An 18,158-nucleotide genomic window follows, 5' to 3' on the forward strand; every position below is an offset into this window, starting at 1 on the left:
TATTAAACAAAAAAGCCACTGAATCAATCAGTGGCTTTCTTTATTTTTTAAGATTAAATCGGTTTAAAACTCAATCCTTGTTCCTGCAGTAATTTTTGTTCCTGCTCTTTGTAGTAGCCACCTACTAATTTATCATGAATTGCTTCAAACGCTGCCAGAGTTTCATTGATCTCTGCATCTGTATGAGAAGCGGTAGGAATCAGTCTTAAGAGAATCATTCCCTTCGGAATGACCGGATATACCACCACAGAGGTGAAAATACCGTAATTTTCCCTTAAATCTTTAACCAATAGAGTAGCTTCTACCGGAGTTCCCTGCATCATTACCGGAGTTACACAAGTATTCGTGTCACCAATATTGAATCCTCTTTCTTTAAGTCCGCTCTGTAGTTTTTCAACATTCTCCCAAAGTTTAGCTTTGATCTCAGGTCTTGATCTCAAAAGCTCCAATCTTTTTAATCCTCCGATTACCATTGGCATCGTAAGAGATTTTGCAAAGATTTGTGATCTCAGGTTGAATTTCAGATATCTGATAATTTCTTTATCACCCGCAAGGAATGCTCCGAAACCAGCCATCGATTTAGCAAAAGTAGAAAAGTAAACATCAATCTGGTCGTTACAATCCTGTTCTTCACCTACACCAGCACCTGTTTTACCAAGAGTTCCGAAACCATGAGCATCATCTACCAATAGTCTGAACTGGTATTTTGACTTAAGATCACAGATTTCTCTGATTTTTCCCTGTTGTCCTCTCATCCCGAAAACCCCTTCTGTAATTACAAGAATACCTCCTCCTGTTTCTTCAGCCACCTTGGTTGCTCTCTGAAGATTTTTCTCAAGGCTTTCCATATCGTTATGCTTGTAGGTAAATCTCTTACCGGAATGAAGTCTTACTCCATCCACGATGCAGGCATGAGAATCCATATCATAAACAATCACATCATTTCTGCTTACCAAAGCATCAATGGTAGAAACCATTCCCTGATAACCAAAATTCAACAGGTATGCTGACTCTTTTTTTACGAAGTCTGCCAATTCTCTTTCCAACTGAAGGTGCTGGTCTGTTTCTCCAGACATTGCTCTCGCTCCCATTGGATAGAACATTCCATATTCTGCAGCCGCTTTTGCATCCGCTTCTATTACTTCAGGATGATTACACAATCCTAAATAGTCATTGGCACTCCAGAAAATTACTTCTCTCCCCTGAAACTGCATTCTAGGGCCAATAGGACCCTCTAATCTTGGGAAAATAAAATAGCCTTCACCATAATCTGCAAATTGTCCAAGTGGTCCTGGATTTTCTTTTATTCTTTCAAAAATATCCAACATTGTATCGTAATTTTTAAGTAATAAAGCCTTTTTTGTCTGAATACGCAAAAGGCTTTATTTATTTGTATCGTGATTTTATTCTTTTTTACTTGATAAACTCAGTTTTGAAAACTTCGTCATAGTTGTGAACACAGTTGTTGACAAATCCCTGTTCCGCCATCCATTTGTCACTGTATACTTTAGTGATGTATCTGGAACCGTGGTCAGGATATATTAAAACAACTACGTCATTTTCTGTAAGTTCATGAGACTGGGCATACTGTATTAGTCCCTGCGTTACAGCTCCTGTAGTATAACCTCCCATGATAGCTTCTTTTAAAGCAATCTCACGGGTTCTGTATGCAGACATTTCATCATTAACCCTTACAAACTCATCTACCTTGTCGAAAAGCAGGGCAGAAGGGATCAGATTTTTACCCATTCCCTCAATCTGATAAGGGTGTACATCTTCTTTGTGTATTTCTCCTGTTTCGTGATAGCTTTTAAGAATAGAACCGTCTGCGTCTACACCAATAATTTTGATATCCGGATTTTTTTCCTTCAAAAATTTGGCAGAACCAGACAATGTACCCCCAGTTCCGGTGCACGCAAAAAGGTGAGTAATCTTACCCTGTGTCTGTTCCCAGATCTCGGGACCTGTTGTCTGATAGTGTGCATCAATATTCAGTTCATTAAAATATTGATTGATGTAAATAGAATTAGGAGTTTCCTGAGCGATTCTTTTAGCTACTTCATAATATGATCTTGGATCATCTGCCGGTACATTGGCCGGGCATATGTACACCGTGGCTCCCAATGCTTTCAGATAAGCAATCTTTTCAGGTTTTGTTTTATCACTTACTGCAAGAATACATTTATATCCCTTAATGATACATACCATCGCAATAGAAAATCCGGTATTACCGGAAGTAGTTTCTACAACTACAGAATCTTCCTTTAAAAGGCCTTTTTTTTCTGCGTTCTCTATAATATGAAGTGCGATTCGGTCTTTGGTGGAATGTCCAGGATTATATGATTCTAACTTGGCATAAATGGTTGCTGGAATATCTTTTGTAACAGTATTTAGCTTCACCATCGGAGTGTGTCCTATCAGGCCAAGAATATTATCGTAAACATTACTCATTATTTGTTATTTTCAATAAAAATCTGACTGCAAAAATACAAAAAAATAAATAATTACTAAACTTTTGTTTGATTTCTAGGGCATAGTTTTGTAAAAGTTATTTTCGTATTTACAGTTTTGACACGTCTATAATCGCAAATATTACGCCAAAATTTTTAAATTTTGTTAAAACCCGCATAAAATAAGATAAAAGCCTTATTTTCGCATAATTGATTTAATACTATGAAAAATTGGACTTTTAGGCAATGGAACACCGTTTCAGGATGGGTGATTTTCGTTATTGCTTTCTTCACGTACTTGTCCACCATAGAACCCAATTTCAGTTTCTGGGATTGTGGCGAGTACATTTCTTCTGCAGTAAAACTTGAAGTAACGCACGCTCCCGGAGCGGCTTTATTCCAGATAGTGGGTGCCGTGGCAGCCATTTTTGCATTAGGGAAAGGCGAAAACTATTCTATCGTGATCAACGCGATGTCTGCATTGTTCAGTGCGCTGACTATTTTATTTTTGTTTTGGACGATCACTCATTTTGTGAGAAGACTTTTAAACAAAGATTTTGAAGAAATTACAAAACATCAGGAAATTTCTATTTTATTTGCCGGAGCGGTAGGAGCGCTTTGCTTTACGTTCTCAGATACATTCTGGTTCTCGGCAGTAGAAGGTGAAGTTTACTCTATGGCTTCTATGTTTATCGCGCTTTTGGTCTGGTTAATCACCAAATGGGAGAATGAGTATAAAGCGGGAGACAGTGAAAGATGGATTATTCTTATTTTCTTTGTTTTGGGACTTTCTGTGGGTGTGCACATGATGTGTATGCTGGCAATTCCTGCAGTATGTCTGGTATATTATGCAAGAAATTACAAGTTTACCTGGAAAAACTTTATCTGGGCAAACCTTATCACATTGGGGATTTTGATTATCGTTTTCAAAATTATTTTCCCTTTAATTATGACGATGTTCGGAAGACTTGAGATTTTCTTTGTGAATGGTCTTGGACTTCCTTTCCACTCAGGAACAATTGCTGCATTTATTTTAATGGTAGCGATTTGCTATTTCTTAATCAAATATGCAAGAAAAGCAAAAAGAAACATCTATCAGACGGCTGCATTATCTGTAGTCTTCATGATGATCGGGTTCTCCTGCTGGATGGTGATTCCTATCAGAGCGAATGCCAATCCTCCAATGAACCTTAACGATCCGGATACGGCAATTGGTATGCTGGATTATTATAACAGAGAGCAGTATGGTGACTGGCCAACAATCTACGGGCAAAATTACACAGCATTCCTTGATGCTAACGGAATTGAGAAAAACGAAGACGGAAGCTTCAAAACACAAAAAACCGGGGAAATCTACGAAAAAGATGAAAAAACCGGAACGTACAGAAAAACCGGAGACCGATTCAATTATGTATTCAACAAATCTCAGGTGAGCTTAATGCCAAGAATGTTTAATGAGGATAAGGATGTAATGGCGAACTATATTTCTATGTATGGTGCTCCTGATTTTACCTTCAACTATGGTAATGAAGATGTGGCAGATAATCCTCAGGCTAAGCAGATTTTTGATGAGCTGAGAGCTAAATACGAAGACAAATCTATTACAGCTTCAGATTATCTGAAAGTAAAGCCTTATAACCTGATCAATGTTCAGAAGCCTTCATTACTTCAGAATATGGATTACTTTATTACTTTCCAGAACGGATATTACTTTGTAAGATATCTGATGTGGAACTTCGTGGGAAGACAGAATGACCTTGAAGGAAACATGGAAAGCACAAAAGGAAACTGGATTTCCGGAATTCCTTTTATTGACAATGCTGTGGTAGGAAATCAGGATAAAATGCCTGCTAAATTCAAGAATGAAAGTACGGTAAAATTCTTCTTCCTTCCATTAATTTTAGGTTTGATCGGATTCTTTTTCCAATTGAACAGAGACTTCGGAAGATTCTATGCACTGTTATCTTTATTTATTTTAACAAGTGTAGGAATTGTTTTCTACACAGGGGTAAAACCTTTTGAACCGAGAGAAAGAGATTATGCAATGGTAGGTTCATTCTATGCATTTGCGATCTGGATTGGTTTGGGAGCAGGAGCAATCTTATGGTTCTTACAGTCTAAAATAAAATCAAACGGAGCTAACATTGCTTTAGGAGTGGTTTTATTAGGAGTACCTTTCATGATGGGCTTCCAGAACTATAATGTTCATGACAGAAGCAACAGATATACAGCATACGATTATGCATATTCAGTATTAAAATCATTACCGAAAAATGATATCCTTTTCGTTTACGGAGATAACGATACTTATCCGGTTTGGGCAATTCAGGAAACAGAGCAGTTCAGGGATGATGTGAAGGTAGTAAACTTTACCCTTGCTTCAACTCCATGGAACCTTGATCAGATTAAAAGAAGAACGTACAACGCTATGGGAATCCCTAGCCAGTTGACACATGACGATTACAGAGATGGTGTAAATGATCAGATCTATATGATGAAAAAAGAAGATTGGGAAGGTGTTTTCTCTATGCTGAAAGAGCAGGGAGCGCCGGAAACAGAATTCCAGTCGTTCAGAAAATATCTTACTCAGGATTCTTTAACACTGAAACAGGCTATTGAATTCATTAAGTTCAAATCTCCTGAAAAAGACGAGTTATTGAAAATGTACTTCGGGGAAGAGAAGTTTGAGAAATACAATATTCTTCCGGTTAACAAATTCATCCTTCCGGTGAATAAAGAAAATGCTTTGAAAGCAGGAATCATCAACAAAGAAGATCTTCCAAACGTAGTCAATCAGATTATGATTACTTACAAAGGAAACACATTGTATAAGAACAACCTTATTTTGATGGATCTTTTAGCGAACTTCGACTGGAAGCGTCCGATCAACTTTTCATCAGGAGGCATTTATGACAGTGAGAATATTTTCTATCTGAACGATTACCTTCAGTTTGACGGATTCAGCTACAGATTAATTCCTATCCAAACGCCTCCGACAGCTGACGGCGATATGGGAAGAGTAGATGCCAATTCTCTTTATAACGTAGTGAAAAACTTCAGATGGGGGAACTTTAAGAACTTAAATGCTCACTTTGATGAAACGGCTACTTCCAATATCATCAGCTACAGAATGTCTGCAAGCAGAGCGGCAGCAGCCCTAGCATTAAGCGGACAGAAAGCTAAAGCATTGGAAATTCTGGATCTAGCAGCAAAAGAAATTCCGGCAGAGAAATATAATGATCCCCGTTCTTTAAGCTCAATTGTTTCAGGATACATCATCGCAGGTCAGGAGCAGAAAGGTCTTCAGCTTGCTGAGGTACTTAAGAAAGGAATCTTTGAAGAGTATGATTATTATTTAAGTCTTTCTAAAGCAGATCAAAGCTATCTGAGAAGACAAATGAGAACAAAACCTATGGAATATTCTCTTGTGGTTTCTGCAGTAACGGATGCTTACACAAAGATCGGACAGAAAGAAAAAGCATATGCTTATCTGGTAAAATCCATAGAGCCGATTGATAAGAAGTTCAATGTATTTATCAAAGATCTTCAGGAAATGGGTAGAGAAAAGGCCATGAAAGAGTCTGAAAATGTACAGCAGATCACGCCGTTCTATCAGTACTTGTTTGATGTGATGGAACCTTATGATTCTACTTATTCAAAAGAAAAAGAAAATCAGATTACGACTGCGATTATTAAAGCAACAAAATAAAATATTGTAAAACGGAACTTCGGTTCCGTTTTTTTATTATTGGCAATCCTGAATTTTAAGGTTATATTTGTGGAAGTAAAAATACATAATGTCCGAAACACAAAATAGCAAATTCCCAATCTATGCCGTTATTGCTACGGTTCTTTTTAAGCTTCTTTTTTTATTAACGCACTACATTCAGGAAGATGCATTTATTACCTGGAGGGTTGCTCAGAACCTGTTGGATTATGGAGTAATCGGCTTCAATGGAGATACCAAGATTTCTGCATCTACAACACATCTGTATGTTTTTGTATCCTATATTTTCAATCTTGTTTTTGGAAAAGAAAACTTTATTGAACCTCTTTTGATTTTTAACTCCCTGCTGTTTACCATAGGAACTTTATGGCTGTCTCATTTGGTTCTTAAAAACCCATGGCATAAAGCGATCTTTATATTTCTGATCGGTATTTTGCCGCCTTCCATTAAAATTTCAATCCTCGGTATGGAATACGGAATTCTGTTTTTTCTGGAGATGGCATTGCTGTATTGCGGTTTCCATAAAGGGAAAAAATGGGTGTTAACATTTCTTCCTGTTTTAATCATGTTTACAAGGATTGATACAGTAATCTTCCTGGGAATTGTATTTCTTGTGGATCTATTCTGGAACAGAAAAATCAGATGGAATTATATTTTTGGCGGAGCTTTGGGAGTCTTAGCTACGGTTGCTTTCAACTGGTTCTACTTTGGTGAATTAGTTAATAATACCATTACTGCGAAAAAATTGCTTTATAGTGAAAATTTTACGGTCCAGCAGCATATCGGATATTTTTTTAAAAGTTTTGGAAACTTCTGGGGAATGCTGAAAGTTCCGGGAGATTTCAATCCTCTGACAATTGTAATAATGATTTTTGAATTGCTTTGCTTTATTTATCTCATCAGGCAAAGGGAAAAAAGAAACTACTTTTTGTGGATGATTTTTCTTTTCGGATGGGCAAAACAAATTATATTCATTTCTCAGAAAAGCTTATTCGACTGGTATTACTGGGTACCACAACTTTTGCTTTTTGTTCCTGTTCTTATTTTTGTACTGGAACAGAAGGAAAAGAAAAAACTATGGCTTTCATTACTCATTATATTCTATATTTTCCCGATGCTTATTTTCCAGACGGTTCACTGTATTGCAACAGGAAACGGAGAGTGGAATTACCGCAGAACAATTGGTACGTTTTTACATCAATATGAAAAAGATAAAAACCAATGGATTTTACTGGAACCGGCGGGCTATGTTCCTTATTTTTCAGGATTAAAAACAATTGATGAGGTGGGATTGGTAGATAAGCAGATTCAGGAAGAAATTAAAAAAGATAAGGTCAATTACTGGATCAACACCGTAAAAACAAGAAAACCGAAATATCTTCTTTCTTATCAGAATTTATACGAAGGAAACAATGCGAATTCATTGTACTATCAAACCCATTATAAACTTCTGAAAGAATTCCGTGTGAAAGATCATCTGAAAAGCGACAATAAGATTCTGGAAAAAATTTATCATCTCAAACCTTCCGGAACAGACTATAATTTGTACATTAGGGTTGATTAAAAGATTGAAATATTTAAAAATTGAAAGAATTCAGAAAAAAAGTTTTATAATAACTCTAATACTCTCAAACCCTCCGACCCCAACAATCACTGCAACCTGATATCTAAAACCTGATCCCTGAAAAAGATGAAATACTGTGCTTTTCTCCGTGGCGTCAACGTAAAAGGAACCAATATGAAAATGGCTGATGTATGCCAGGTTTTTAAAAATGCCGGAATGAAGGATGTGAGTTCAATTCTGGCTTCAGGAAATATTGTTTTTTCTTCGGATAAAAAGGTAGAGGAACTGAAAACCATTTTGGAAAAAGCGATGTCGGAACATTTTTCTTACGAAGCCTTTTTATTTGTAAAATCTCAGGAAGAGATAGAGGTGTTCTGGAACAGTATTCCTTTCGAAAAGAATGAAAATTTTCATATTTATGGTTTCTTAGGAATTCCTGGAGTGGAAAAGGTTTTGATGGAGGAGTTTAAAAAAGCGGCACAGGCTGAAAACGAAAAGGCAGAAATTATTAATGATCTATTTTACTGGCAGGTTCCGAAAGGAAGTACCTTAGATTCTACTTTCGGGAAAGTTTTAGGAAAGAAAAGTCTTAAAGATCAGTTTACCAGCAGAAATGTGAATACATTTGAAAAGATTCTGAAGAAATTCTAATAAATCATCGCGGATGCTTCGACAGGCTCAGCATGACATCGTTATAAATTAACCTTGCTTGCAAAGACTTTATCACCCAGCAAATTCCATAAAGACTGATTTCCTGAAAAAAACAATCATAAATCATTGATTGTAATATTTCAGTATCGATTAACATATCATCTTGTAAATGTTAATAAAGCAGTTAGTATTAGAGCTGTCATGCTGAGCCTGTCGAAGCATCTATCAATTATCAAGTACACATTAGCATATAGTATTAGAGTTCTCATGCTGAGCCTGTCGAAGCATCTATTAATTATCGATTGCACATTAACATATAGTATTAGAGTTGTCATGCTGAGCCTGTCGTAGCATCTATTAATTATCGATTGCACATTAACATATAGTATTAGAGTTGTCATGCTGAGCCTGTCGAATCATCTATCAATTATCAAGTACACATTAGCAGTTAGTATTAGAGTTCTCATGCTGAGCCTATTGAAACACCTATCAATTATCAAGTACACATTAACATATAGTATTAGAGTTGTCATGCTGAGCCTGTCGAATCATCTATCAATTATCAAGTACACATTAGCATATAGTATTAGAGTTCTCATGCTGAGCCTATTGAAACACCTATCTATTATACCGCAAATTCAAAAATCCAAAAGACTCAAAAACTCATGCAGCCATAGCCTGTTAAAGCAATCAAATAATTTCCATTTGTGAAACTTTCTCAGTATTTTTACTGAACTTTTTAATTACAATAAAATGATTCAGTATTTAGATAATATTTCGCACAAAGATTCAAAAAACTTTTTCCTTATTGCCGGACCTTGTATCATTGAAGGAGAAGATATGGCACTAAGGATCGCTGAAAAAGTAATCAGTATCACAGATAAATACAATATTCCCTATATTTTCAAAGGAAGCTTCAAAAAGGCTAACAGAAGCCGTGTAGATTCTTTCACAACCATTGGTGAAGAGAAATCTCTTGAGATCCTTAAAAAAGTAGGAGAAACCTTCAATATTCCTACCACTACAGATATTCATGAGAATGAACATGCGGCACTGGCAGCACAGTACGTAGATGTTTTACAGATCCCTGCATTCCTTGTACGCCAGACAGACCTATTGGTGGCTGCAGCACAAACCGGAAAATGTGTTACTTTGAAAAAAGGACAATTTCTTTCTCCGGAAGCCATGAAGTTTGCCGTTCAGAAAATTACAGATTCTGACAATCAGAAAGTAGCCATCATTGAAAGAGGAAACTCTTTCGGTTATACTGATCTGATTGTGGATTACAGAGGAATTCCTACCATGAGAGAGTATGCTCCTGTGATTCTGGATGTTACACATTCTTTACAGCAGCCTAATCAAAGCTCAGGAGTTACGGGAGGAAGACCGGATCTTATTGAAACTGTTGCCAAAGCAGGAATTGCAGTGGGAGCAGACGGAATTTTCATCGAAACTCATCCTACACCCGAAACGGCATTATCTGATGGTGCCAACATGTTAAGATTAGATTTATTAGAAGATTTGTTACAAAAATTGACAAGAATTAGAGAATCGATTTTGTAATTGTTAAAAAAACATTAATTTTAGAAATTCTAAAACATTTCTTTTGAAAAAACTAGTTTTACCGCTAAGCCTTATGGTCCCTGTACTGTTTTTCTCCCAACAAAGAAAAAAAGATACAGCAACCACTAAAGTGACCGATATAGAGGAAGTTGTCTTCCAGAAAAAAGCAACAGGAAGAACCAATGACCTTACCAACGTAAGAATTTCAGCGAAAGAAGCAAAATCAGTAGCTTCTATTAATGGTGGGATTGAGGGATTGCTTAAAACACTGCCTTCCGTAAACTCCAATACCGAGCTGTCTTCCCAATATATGGTTCGTGGTGGAAACTATGATGAAAACCTTATCTATATTAATGATATTGAAATCTACAGACCTTTCCTGATCAGAAACTCACAACAGGAAGGGATGAGTATCATCAACCCGGATATGGTGTCTGCAGTAAATTTCTCTGCAGGTGGATTTGAAGCCAAATATGGGGATAAAATGTCTTCTGCTCTGAATATCTATTACCGTGAGCCTGAAAAATTTGAAGTTTCAGGTGAGGCGAGTTTAATTGGAGGAAGACTTACAACAGGTCTGGCTTCCAAAAATAAAAAATTTACCGCCTTATTTTCCGGGAGATACAGAAATACCAACCTTGTTCTTAATACCTTAAAAGAAGATACAGATTTTAATCCAACCTATTGGGATTTCCAGTCTTATCTGAACTATCACGTGAGTGATAAATTCAGCATGTCATTCATCGGATATTATTCCAAGAATGATTATGAGATGATTCCCAGAGCCAAAAGTGTAACTTTCGGAAGTCTTCAGCAGCCTATTACCGTCAATATTGGTTATGGAGGTCAGGAAAATGACCAATATAAAAATATGATGGGTACATTTTCTATGAACTATAAGCCTGCAGACAAATGGAAGCTTACTTTAGATGCTTTTGCTTATCAGAACAGAGAAAGAGAATATTACACGATACAGTCAGCTTACGAGCTGCAGACTTTTGATCCGGTAACACAGCAGCCTGTGACTTCTTTCGATGTAGGAGGACAGATAGAGCATGCAAGAAACGATTTGTTTGTAAGAACATACGGAACACAGTTCAGAGCGAAATTTTCACCTAATGTAAATACCGACTTTGAGGTTGGTTTTAAATATGAAAAAGAAAACCTGAAGGATCTTACCAATGAGTGGAAACTGATAGATTCTGCCGGATATAGCCTTCCAAGGCCGGAAATTATTGATCCGAGAACAGGAACAACAGGCGATCTTAAGCTTGCTTATTATATTGCCGGACAAAATAATATTGAGCCTACAAGACTTTCAGCATACGCACAGTATTCACAAAAGTTCTACTGGGGAGCCAGTAAAGTATTTGTGAATGCCGGAGTACGTGTTGCCAACTGGAGTTTCAATAAAGAAACCATATTCTCACCAAGAGCTCAGTTTGCCATCAAACCGGACTGGGACAGTGATATGTTGTTTAAAATTTCAGGGGGAATCTACTATCAGGCTCCTTTCTATAAAGAAATCAAGGATTTAGATGGTAATTTTAATTCCAATATAAAATCACAACGCTCTATCCAGGTCATTCTTGCCAATGATTATGAGTTCCAGATGTATGACAGACCATTCAAACTGACAACGGAACTCTATTACAAGAAAATGGATAATCTGATTCCTTATTATATGGATAATGTAAGAATACGATATTCAGGGCAGAATAATTCCAAAGGATATGCCTATGGTATTGATACCAGATTATTCGGAGAATTTGTTCCAGGTGTAGATTCTTGGTTATCTGCGAGTTATGCAAGGGTGTATGAAAATATTGATGGAAGAGGAGATATTCCAAGACCTACAGATCAGAGGTTGAGGTTTGCGATGTTCTATCAGGATTATATGCCAAGTTTTCCGTCTATGCGCGTGAACCTTACTCTGGTGTACGCTATGGGATTACCTACAGGAGCTCCCGTCATGTTTAACAGTAACGGACAGCCGGATTTTGGCTCAGCTTATAATTATCAGCAGACTCTTCCTTCCTATAAAAGGGTAGATTTAGGGCTGACAAAAGTATTTATTGATCCGAAAGAAAAAAATAAGAGATCCGGTTTCTGGGGTAATTTTGAAGAACTGACATTAGGCGTTCAGGTTTTCAATGCATTTAACATCAACAATACTGTTGCAAACCAGTGGATCACAGACTATAACAGCAATTATATGTATCCAGTTCCGGTACGTCTTACAGGGCGTTTCTTCAACGTGAAGCTGGAATTCAAACTATAGAATTACGATCAAAAATAAAATAGCAGAGAGCTTTCGAATTTTTTCGGAAGCTTTTTTGTTTACCCGAATTTTATAACAACATTACCAAATTCTATAACAAAGATTTCAGAGATCTTTTTACATTTGTCTTATCAATGAAAAAGATTCTTGCCATACTGTTTTCTATTTTCTACTTTGGGTTTTCTTCCGGAGCAGCTTTCAGCATTCATTATTGCATGAAAGAATTTGTTTCTGTAAGCCAGAAAGCAGATGATATCTGCGGGAAATGCGGTGTTAAAGACAAAAAAGGATGCTGCAAAACAGAGATTAAAATAGTAAAAACAGATGATTCCCAGAAGTCAGATCTGCTCAAAATTGATTTTTTAGGTCAGATTTCAGAGATCCCTGTGAAACAGCAGTTTGTAATTGTAGACAAGTCTTTTTCGGCAACCAAATTTACCCAGATTCAGATCAATGCACCGCCAGAATACCGGCCGGTACCAATCTACATTAATCATTGTAATTTTAGAATTTAGAATCCGTCAGTCGTTTCCGGTATCATTTTCATATACTGTTTAGGCGACATGTTCTGACGCATTTACTGATGCGTTACCCATTTCTTTATTAAAAAATTAATTCTAAAATTTAATACAATGAAAAAATATATCATCACAGCAGCCTTATCTTTATTCTCAATCGTTTCATTATCTGCACAATCTAAAAAGGATGCTCAGGTCTCTAAACTGTATCAGAACTATATCGCGATTAAATCCGCGTTAGCTTCAGATGACGCAGAAAAAACTTCAAAAGCCGCAACAGAATTTATTAAAACAGCTTCTGTTATTGATTATAAAGTAGTTTCTGAGGGAAATCTTAATATTCTCCGAAAAGATGCTTCTGTTATTTCTGAAGCAAGAAATGTTGCCGCACAAAGAGAAACCTTTTTCAATCTTTCGGATAACATGATCGCTCTGACCAAACAGTTCAAACTTTCCGATAAACCAGTTTACGTTCAATATTGCCCAATGGCAGACGGAAGCTGGCTAAGCGATGAAAAACAGATCGTTAATCCATACTACGGAAAGTCTATGCTTTCATGCGGAAGTGTAAAGTCAGAGATTAAATAATTATCGTATTGTTCATTAAAATAATAAGTTGCATAACTTGAGTTATAATTAACTTTAAGTTATGCGATTTCTAAAAAGTTCGAAATATTATGAAAAAGCTGATAATGTTTCTGGTGCTTTTGTTCTCTGTATTTACTTTCGCACAAACAACAAAAATATCTTATACATGCCCCATGCATCCTGAAATTGTTTCAGATAAACAGGGAAAATGCCCTAAATGTGGGATGGAATTGGTAGAAAAAGAAATTGATTCTTCTATAAATATGGAAAATCTTAAAGAAGAAAAATCTATTTTAAAACGTAATTCTGAAAACGGAAAAATTACTTTTGGAGGGAAACCGGTTCGTTATGATCTCTATGTAAAAGATACTATTGTCAATTTTACAGGAAAAAACAGAAGAGCCATTGCGATCAATGGAAAACTTCAAGCTCCTACTTTATATTTTACAGAAGGTGACACTGCCGAAATCTACCTGCACAATATGCTTAAAGAAAATACAGGGCTGCACTGGCACGGAGTAATTCTTCCCAATGAGCATGACGGTGTTCCATACCTTACTACAAAACCTGTAAAACCGGGAGAAACCCATTTATATAAATTCAGGATTTCTCAGAACGGAACGTATTGGTATCATTCTCACGAAGCACTGCAGGAGCAGATAGGAATGAATGGTATCCTGGTTTTCAAAAAAAGAGAAGGAGAGCCTCAAACACAATATAATGCTGAAATTCCGGTATTATTGGGAGATTGGAGTGATGATGATCCTATGCAGATTGCAAGAAGACTTCATATGGCCAACACAGACTGGTATGCGGTAAAGAAAAATGCAGTACAGAGTTACTGGGAAGCCATTAAATCCGGAAATTTAGGTACAAAAGCCCTGAATGAATGGAAAAGAATGGAAGCGATGGATGTAAGTGATGTCTATTACGATAAATTCTTAATCAATGGTACTCCCAGTTCAGATTATTCTGATTTAAAAGCTGGTGATAAAGTAAGGCTGAGAGTTGCCAATGGAGGTTCATCTACCTATTTCTGGCTCAATTATGGAGGCGGAAAGATAAAAGTAGTGGGTAATGATGGTAACGATGTTGTACCAACAGAAGTTGACCGCCTGATTGTAGGAGTTTCTGAAACCTATGATATTGAAGTGACAATTCCCGAAAATAAAAGCTTTGAATTCAGAGCAACTTCTGAAGACAGAATAGGACACGCTTCTCTTTGGCTGGGTTCAGGTGAAAGGGTTGAAGCTCCCAATCTTCCAAGGCTGATGCTTTTTGAAGGAATGAAAATGATGAACGGAATGATGGAGATGAGCGGAAATATGAAACCGATGAATATGACGATGGGAAACCAGATGATGGATATGAATGAAGTGATGTATCCGGAATTGTCTGAAAATCAAAGAAAAACTACGGCAAAGCATATCAATGAGATGATGGGAGTGAAAACCCAAGAAGATAAAAAAGAAGATCATTCCCAACACTCAGGAATCGATATGAAGGAAGAGAAAACAATCAAGAGACTGTCTTACAATATTTTAAAATCTCCTGAGAAAATCATTCTTCCTGCAGACAGCATTCGTGAAATGAAATTTACGCTGGAAGGAAATATGAACCACTATCTTTGGACGCTGGATAATAAAACGGTAACAGAAACGGATAAAATTCTGATCAAAAAAGGAGAGGTTCTTAGAATCACGATGTATAACAATTCTATGATGCGTCACCCGATGCACCTTCACGGTCATGATTTCAGATTAATCAATTCAAAAGGAGAATACTCTCCCTTGAAAAATGTAGTAGATATTATGCCGATGGAAACGGTAACAATAGAATTTGCTGCCAATCAGGATGGAGACTGGTTTTTCCACTGCCATATTTTATACCATATGATGGCTGGAATGGGAAGAATCTTCAGTTATGAAAATTCAAAACCTAATCCTCAGCTTCCGAACAGAAAATTAGCCTGGAAAAATTTTGTACAGGATAATAAAATGACCAGTTCTATGGCGATGCTGGATGTTGCAAGCAATAAGATCCACGCAGAGACAATGACGATGTTCGGGCCTAGATGGGCTAACCTTAATGAGTTTCATTCCAACTGGAATTTTGATCATTTTGAAGGAAGTGCAAAAGTAGGACGATTTTTAGGAAAATTCCAATGGGCGCTTCTTTATGCAGGAGTAAGAGTTCAGAAGAATCATGAAATTATGGAAAGACAGATGGCAGAAGATACGGGAATGGATTTTTATGGTAAAAAGACCTGGTTCGGACAGCAGAAAGCTTCAAAAAACAGATTTGCATTCATGTTGGGAATGCAGTATGTATTGCCGATGCTTATCACGGCTGATGCAAGTGTCGATCAGAACGGAAAAGTATTATTAGAGCTAAGTCGTGAAGATATACCCCTTTCCAGAAGACTGAGAGGGAATTTCAGTGTCAATTCAGACGGTGAGTTTTCAACAGGATTGAGGTACATCGTTCAGAAATGGCTGTCCCTTTCAGGAAATTATGATAATGAAATGGGCTGGGGCGCAGGTGTTACTTTAACCTACTGAATAAAACCAAATTATAGTAAAAAGCTGTCTCTTATTGAGGCAGCTTTTTTTGGACACGGTCAATTTTCGTGTGGAGAATTTCTTTGTAAACGCAGAGAATAGATGATTCTACGGTATTGTTTAAGGCAGCAAAGAGATGTAACTTTAAGTGATACATTCACTTAGAAATGCTCAATGAAATGGATTCCAGCTTTTGATCCCTTAAAAATTTTTGCGCTTTTTTATTGTATTAAGTCATAAATTTTAAAACTCATAACTCATCATTTATAATTATCCTAGCACTGTAACTCCTTTTTCAATCATTTCATAGATGGCATCTCTGGCGTTATCAGGTTTTACGTTGACGGCACGTGTACCGTTGAAATGAAGACAAGTTACATATCCGTTGGCTACCGCATCCTGTGCTGTGAACTTAACACAATAATCCAGGGCCAGTCCAACGATTTCTACCAATTGAATGTCATGATATTTTAAGAAGTCATCCAAACCGGTTTTCATAAAGTGGTTGTTATCCTGGAAACCGCTATAGCTGTCAATTTCAATATTTTTACCTTTCTGTACAATATGGGTTACTTTGTCTCTGTTCAGATCTTTATGAAATTCTGCTCCGAAAGTTCCCTGAATACAGTGATCCGGCCACATAAACTGAGGAACACCATTTAAAATAATACTTTCTCCTACCTTTCTTCCATTGCTGCTCGCAAAGCTTTTGTGCCCTGCAGGATGCCAGTCTTGTGTAAGAACTACCTGATCATATGCATTTTCCTCCATCAAAAGATTGATGTATGGAATAATTTCGCTGGCTCCAGGGACTGCAAGTGCTCCGCCTTCACAAAAATCATTCTGTACATCGACTATTATTAACGCTTTTTTCATATTTTGATTTCTCGAATTTTTGATAAATTTACAAAACTAATCTTCAAAAATTTGTCCAAACCCGAATTATCGGACAAATCGGCAACATAAATTTTTCAATGCATATCAGGGAAGAACTTAAAAATTAAAATAATTAAGTTTTGTCTGCAGCGTATGCTATTTTGAGACCCAAACCAAATATCAATAGCTTATCTTTGCGGAAATAAGTATTTTATGTCATTTGAATCGTTAGGATTATCACACAATATTATTCGTTCTGTCAAAAAACTAGGGTATTTAAAACCGTTCCCAATACAGGAGCAGGCTGTTCCTGTCATTTTACAAGGGAAAGATCTCATGGGAATTGCCCAGACAGGTTCCGGTAAAACGGCTTGCTTTGTAATGCCTATTCTGGAAAAACTACAGAATACAGAACTTAAAAAAGACCGTAATGTTCAGGTTTTGATATTGGTTCCTACCCGTGAGCTGGCTATCCAGATTGATGAAGTGTTCAGAGCGTTCACAGAAAATTTAAAGAGAGAAGTTCGTACAATGGCAGTGTATGGAGGGGTTTCTATCAATCCACAAATGAAGGGAATGTTTGGTGTGGAAGTTTTGATTGCCACTCCGGGACGTTTGCTGGATTTGATTGATCATAATGCATTGAGTATTTCGGGAATTAAGCATCTGGTGATTGATGAAGCTGATAAAATGTTTCAGCTGGGCTTTGGTGAAGAAATGAATAAACTTTTTGCCATGATGCCTGTAGCGAAACAAACTACTTTGTTTTCAGCGACTTTGAATGATAAAGTTTCAGAAATGAAAGAACGCCTTTCTATCAATCCCACGATTATTGAAATTACAAAAGAAGAAGTTGAAATTGATAATATCGAACAGCTGGCGTATCATGTTGCTCCGGAAAATAAAGGACCTTTTTTACGATATCTGATCAAAGAAAAGAAAGTGGAAAAGGCTTTGATTTTTGTTTCGTCTACAAGATCTGCAGATAATCTGGTAGAGAAACTTAAAAAGAATAAAATAAAAGCGGTGGCCATTCACAGTCAGAAGTCTCAGGGAGCGAGAAGAAACAATCTTGAAGAATTTAAAGTAAACGGAGCTCAGATCTTGGTGGCTACAGATTTAATAGGCCGTGGAATTCATATTGAATCCCTGCCGTGTGTGATCAATTACGAGTTACCCCGTTCGCCGCTGGATTATATCCACCGTATTGGCAGAACAGGACGTGCCAATGAAAAAGGAACGGCAATCAGTATTCTGACGGATGATGAATTGCAGCATTTTCGGGTGATTCAAAAGAAAATGGGTAGAAAAGTAACCCTGCAAAGAACAGAAGGTATTGATTTACATGGATATTAATCATTGATTATAAATAGAAGGGC

Annotated in this window: 12 protein-coding genes; 9 read left to right on the forward strand and 3 right to left on the reverse strand. The window is 36.9% G+C overall.

Annotated features, from left to right (window positions below):
* Positions 1 to 53: 53 nt before the first annotated feature.
* The gene (locus EK417_RS12585) at positions 54 to 1,325 is read right to left on the reverse strand and encodes an aminotransferase class I/II-fold pyridoxal phosphate-dependent enzyme (RefSeq protein ID WP_181416087.1); all 1,272 of its coding nucleotides are present in this window, start codon (positions 1,323 to 1,325) and stop codon (positions 54 to 56) included.
* 88 nt (positions 1,326 to 1,413) lie between these two features.
* Positions 1,414 to 2,451, reverse strand: coding sequence for a PLP-dependent cysteine synthase family protein (locus tag EK417_RS12590; RefSeq protein WP_076594634.1), 1,038 nt, complete (start codon positions 2,449 to 2,451; stop codon positions 1,414 to 1,416).
* A gap of 222 nt (positions 2,452 to 2,673) precedes the next feature.
* Between EK417_RS12590 and EK417_RS12595 the strand changes: the two genes are divergently transcribed.
* From EK417_RS12595 to EK417_RS12630, 8 genes are all read left to right on the forward strand, one after another.
* Positions 2,674 to 6,159 (forward strand): glycosyltransferase family 117 protein, encoded by a 3,486-nt coding sequence (locus tag EK417_RS12595; RefSeq protein ID WP_136522327.1) that lies wholly within the window; start codon positions 2,674 to 2,676, stop codon positions 6,157 to 6,159.
* Between the two features lie 88 nt (positions 6,160 to 6,247).
* Entirely contained in the window at positions 6,248 to 7,741 is a 1,494-nt protein-coding gene (locus EK417_RS12600; protein ID WP_136522328.1) for a DUF8728 domain-containing protein, read from the forward strand.
* Between the two features lie 126 nt (positions 7,742 to 7,867).
* On the forward strand, positions 7,868 to 8,392 hold the full coding sequence (locus tag EK417_RS12605; protein WP_110366238.1) for a DUF1697 domain-containing protein: 525 nt from the start codon (positions 7,868 to 7,870) through the stop codon (positions 8,390 to 8,392).
* Between the two features lie 753 nt (positions 8,393 to 9,145).
* On the forward strand, positions 9,146 to 9,955 hold the full coding sequence (kdsA, locus tag EK417_RS12610; RefSeq protein ID WP_136522329.1) for a 3-deoxy-8-phosphooctulonate synthase: 810 nt from the start codon (positions 9,146 to 9,148) through the stop codon (positions 9,953 to 9,955).
* Positions 9,956 to 9,998: 43 nt separating this feature from the next.
* Complete coding sequence (locus EK417_RS12615; RefSeq protein ID WP_076594640.1) at positions 9,999 to 12,236, forward strand: TonB-dependent receptor plug domain-containing protein; 2,238 nt, start codon at positions 9,999 to 10,001, stop codon at positions 12,234 to 12,236.
* 134 nt (positions 12,237 to 12,370) lie between these two features.
* Entirely contained in the window at positions 12,371 to 12,751 is a 381-nt protein-coding gene (locus tag EK417_RS12620; protein WP_228457929.1) for an HYC_CC_PP family protein, read from the forward strand.
* A 117-nt stretch (positions 12,752 to 12,868) separates the two neighbouring features.
* On the forward strand, positions 12,869 to 13,342 hold the full coding sequence (locus EK417_RS12625) for a DUF3347 domain-containing protein (protein WP_076594641.1): 474 nt from the start codon (positions 12,869 to 12,871) through the stop codon (positions 13,340 to 13,342).
* An 89-nt stretch (positions 13,343 to 13,431) separates the two neighbouring features.
* Positions 13,432 to 15,903 carry a multicopper oxidase domain-containing protein gene (locus tag EK417_RS12630; protein WP_136522330.1) on the forward strand — a complete coding sequence of 824 codons (2,472 nt, stop codon included), beginning with the start codon at positions 13,432 to 13,434 and terminating at the stop codon, positions 15,901 to 15,903.
* Between the two features lie 270 nt (positions 15,904 to 16,173).
* On the opposite strand, the gene pncA is transcribed toward EK417_RS12630, so the two are convergent.
* The gene (pncA, locus tag EK417_RS12635; protein ID WP_076594643.1) at positions 16,174 to 16,779 is read right to left on the reverse strand and encodes a bifunctional nicotinamidase/pyrazinamidase; all 606 of its coding nucleotides are present in this window, start codon (positions 16,777 to 16,779) and stop codon (positions 16,174 to 16,176) included.
* A gap of 213 nt (positions 16,780 to 16,992) precedes the next feature.
* Between pncA and EK417_RS12640 the strand changes: the two genes are divergently transcribed.
* Entirely contained in the window at positions 16,993 to 18,135 is a 1,143-nt protein-coding gene (locus EK417_RS12640; protein WP_136522331.1) for a DEAD/DEAH box helicase, read from the forward strand.
* Positions 18,136 to 18,158: the final 23 nt, after the last annotated feature.

It is taken from the genome of Chryseobacterium candidae, assembly GCF_004916905.1.
Classification (GTDB): Bacteria; Bacteroidota; Bacteroidia; order Flavobacteriales; family Weeksellaceae; genus Chryseobacterium; species Chryseobacterium candidae.

What these genes read in the sequence shown, in the direction of transcription:
- EK417_RS12630 (WP_136522330.1), top strand. Translation starts at nt 13,432, where the DNA reads ATGAAAAAGCTGATAATGTTTCTGGTGCTTTTGTTCTCTGTATTTACT.
- EK417_RS12600 (WP_136522328.1), top strand. Translation starts at nt 6,248, where the DNA reads ATGTCCGAAACACAAAATAGCAAATTCCCAATCTATGCCGTTATTGCT.
- EK417_RS12595 (WP_136522327.1), top strand. Translation starts at nt 2,674, where the DNA reads ATGAAAAATTGGACTTTTAGGCAATGGAACACCGTTTCAGGATGGGTG.
- EK417_RS12620 (WP_228457929.1), top strand. Translation starts at nt 12,371, where the DNA reads ATGAAAAAGATTCTTGCCATACTGTTTTCTATTTTCTACTTTGGGTTT.
- EK417_RS12625 (WP_076594641.1), top strand. Translation starts at nt 12,869, where the DNA reads ATGAAAAAATATATCATCACAGCAGCCTTATCTTTATTCTCAATCGTT.
- EK417_RS12605 (WP_110366238.1), top strand. Translation starts at nt 7,868, where the DNA reads ATGAAATACTGTGCTTTTCTCCGTGGCGTCAACGTAAAAGGAACCAAT.
- EK417_RS12640 (WP_136522331.1), top strand. Translation starts at nt 16,993, where the DNA reads ATGTCATTTGAATCGTTAGGATTATCACACAATATTATTCGTTCTGTC.
- EK417_RS12590 (WP_076594634.1), bottom strand. Translation starts at nt 2,451, where the DNA reads ATGAGTAATGTTTACGATAATATTCTTGGCCTGATAGGACACACTCCG.
- pncA (WP_076594643.1), bottom strand. Translation starts at nt 16,779, where the DNA reads ATGAAAAAAGCGTTAATAATAGTCGATGTACAGAATGATTTTTGTGAA.
- kdsA (WP_136522329.1), top strand. Translation starts at nt 9,146, where the DNA reads ATGATTCAGTATTTAGATAATATTTCGCACAAAGATTCAAAAAACTTT.